General features: G+C 68.7%; 3 protein-coding genes. All 3 read right to left on the reverse strand.

Features of this window, described 5'->3' with window-relative positions:
* On the reverse strand, nucleotides 1–574 hold a 574-nt coding region (locus JCM9942_RS20325; protein ID WP_484600253.1), incomplete at its 3' end, for a GntT/GntP/DsdX family permease.
* Complete coding sequence (locus tag JCM9942_RS20330) at nucleotides 462–1,124, reverse strand: GntT/GntP/DsdX family permease (RefSeq protein ID WP_425478361.1); 663 nt, start codon at nucleotides 1,122–1,124, stop codon at nucleotides 462–464. The genes JCM9942_RS20330 and JCM9942_RS20325, both read right to left, overlap by 113 nt.
* 22 nt (nucleotides 1,125–1,146) lie before the next feature.
* On the reverse strand, nucleotides 1,147–1,833 hold a 687-nt coding region (locus tag JCM9942_RS15025; protein ID WP_218185506.1), incomplete at its 5' end, for a type III PLP-dependent enzyme domain-containing protein.

Genomic DNA, 1,833 nt, shown 5'->3' on the forward strand with positions numbered 1-1,833 from the left:
CCGAGGCGGTGGTCATCGCCACCGTGGCCGAGCCGGTGGCCACCCGCATCAGCGCGGCCATGGTCCAGCCCATCAGCAGTGGCGACAGGTCGAAGCGCTGCGACAGGCCGATGATCTCGGTGGCCACGCCGGTGTGGACGAGGATGCCGTTGAGGCCGCCGCCGGCACCGACCAGCAGGGTGATCGCCGCGGTCGGGGCCAGGCACTCCTGCGAGAACTTCAGGATCTGCTCGCGGTTGAAGCCGCGCATCAGGCCCAGGGTGACAAAACTCATCAAGGTGGCGATCAGCAGCGCCACCACCGAGTGGCCGATGAAGCGCAGGCCGTGGTTCAGCGCCGAGCCCGGCGTGGCGATCTGGTCGGCCCAGCCGCCCAGCAGCATCAGCCCCACCGGCACCAGCAAGGTGGCCAGGGTGATGCCGAAACCCGGCAGCTGCTCATCGGGAATCCGGCCATGGCCTTCATCCAGCAGCGCCGCCTCCATCGGGTTGTGCGCCGGCAGCTGCACCCGCGGTGCGACGAACTTGGCGAACACCGGGCCGGCCAGCGCGGCGGTGGGCAGGCCAACGATCAGCGAATACAGCACGGTGCGGCCGACATCGGCCCCATAGGCCTGCACCGCCAGCATCGCCGCCGGGTGTCGGCGGCACCAGCCCGTGCACCACCGACAGGCCGGCGACCATCGGCAGGCCGACCAGCAGCAGCGGTACGCCGGTGCGGCGGGCGACGTTGAGCACGATCGGGATCAGCAGCACGAAGCCGACCTCGAAGAAGATCGGCAGGCCCACGCAGAAGGCGATCAGCATCATCGCCCAGTGCACGTTCTTCGGCCCGAAGCGGGCGATCAGGGTGCGCGCGATGCGTTCGGCGCCGCCGGATTCGGCCATCATCTTGCCGAGCATGGTGCCCAGCGCAACGATCAGCGCGATATGCCCCAAGGTCTTGCCCACGCCCTGCTCGTAGGCCGGCAGGATTTCCGGGGCCGGCATCCCGGCCAGCAGCGCCAGCCCGACCGAGACCACGGTGACACTGATGAACGGGTTGAGCCGGTAGCGGGCGATCAGCACGACCAGCGCCAGGATCGACAGTACCGCGTAGATCAACAGCAGGTTTCCATTGCTCATGCGTACAGGCCGGGTGCGTGGATCAGAACTGGGTGGAAATGGCGTCGACGACGGTATAGGCGTCATCCACCACCAGCAGATGGCGCCACTTGTCGAAGGTCAGGCACGGGTGTGAGATGTCGAAGCACAGCATGTCGCCCACGCGCAGGTCGTCCTGGTCGCCGACGTCGAGGAAGGCGTGCTGGTCCATCATCGCGGTGATCTTCCAGTGCCCGGCTGCGGCAACCGGTGCCGCAGTGCCCGGCCGGTAGTGCAGCGCCGGTACCGGGAAGCCGGCATCGAAGGCGGCATCGCGCTTGCCCAGGGCGATGATCGCCTTGCCCGGCTCCGGGCGGGATTGCACGTAGGCCCACAACTGCAGCGCCGGTTGCAGGCTGCTGCCCATCTGGCGCGCCACCGGGTTGCTGGCATGGATGCGCTTGGCCGCGTCGCGGTAGATACCCACGTCATGGGTGAGGTAGCAGCCCGGGCGCAGCACCACCTCGATGCCCGGATCGCCGGCCAGTACCGAAAACTCCTCGGCGACCACGTCGAACCAGGCCGAACCGGCGCCTGAAACCAGTGCCGGCCTCCGGGCCAGCGCGCCAGCCTGATGCAGCTGCTGGAAGGTGGTCACGGTGTGCTGCAGGATCGCGCGCACCCCGGCCTCATCCGGCGCCACGCCTTCGTAGACTTCCACGCCGGCCAGCTGCACGGCGTCCGGCCAGCG

This window comes from Stenotrophomonas pictorum JCM 9942 (assembly GCF_001310775.1).
Lineage (GTDB): Bacteria > Pseudomonadota > Gammaproteobacteria > Xanthomonadales > Xanthomonadaceae > Stenotrophomonas > Stenotrophomonas pictorum.

Coding starts and splice junctions, on each gene's coding strand:
- JCM9942_RS20330 (WP_425478361.1), bottom strand. CDS start 1,124: ATGAGCAATGGAAACCTGCTGTTGATCTACGCGGTACTGTCGATCCTG.